The sequence below is a fragment of the Roseateles sp. P5_B10 genome (genome assembly GCF_056400485.1).
This window is the reverse complement of the sequence record NZ_JBFULE010001622.1, coordinates 1-592: the sequence shown is the minus strand read 5'-3', so window position 1 is coordinate 592 and position 592 is coordinate 1. Positions and strand designations below refer to the sequence as shown.

Below are 592 nucleotides of genomic sequence, written 5' to 3'. Positions count from 1 at the left end.
GGCTTGAAGCGGGCTGGCTTCACCGGAGGCTGGCTCGGCTGACATGCGCCGCCGTGACCTGCTCAGCGCTTCCGCCGCCGCGGCCCTGACCGGCTGTGCGCGTCACGATGGCACGACGACACTGCGCTTCTGGGCCATGGGCCGCGAGAGCGAGGTCGTGGCCGAGTTGATGCCAGGCTTCGAACGTGAACACCCCGGCGTGCGCGTCAAGGTCGAGCAACTGCCGTGGACGGCCGCGCACGAGAAGCTGCTGACGGCATTCGCTGGCGACGCCACGCCCGATCTGGCCCAGGTCGGCAACACCTGGCTACCCGAGATGCAGGCCCTGGGCGCGCTGGAGCCGCTGGAGCCTTGGCTGGCGCGCACGCCGGCACTGCAGGCGACGGACTATTTCGAAGGCGTCTGGGCCACCAACCTGGCCGGTGGCCAGCGCGTGGGCCTGCCCTGGTATGTCGACACGCGGCTGATGTTTGTGCGCCAGGATCTGCTGGCCAAGGCCGGCATCAAGGCCATGCCTGTGAGTTGGGATGACTGGCGCGCCGCGCTGGCGCGGCTGCGCGAGCAGGGCATGGACAAACCCATCCTGCTGCCG

1 protein-coding gene is annotated in these 592 nt (G+C 69.8%); it reads left to right on the top strand.

All coding sequences use genetic code 11. The features are described from left to right. Positions 1-43 precede the first annotated feature (43 nt). A partial coding sequence (locus AC1DU6_RS34950; RefSeq protein WP_477863128.1) for an extracellular solute-binding protein occupies positions 44-592 on the top strand: 549 nt, incomplete at its 3' end.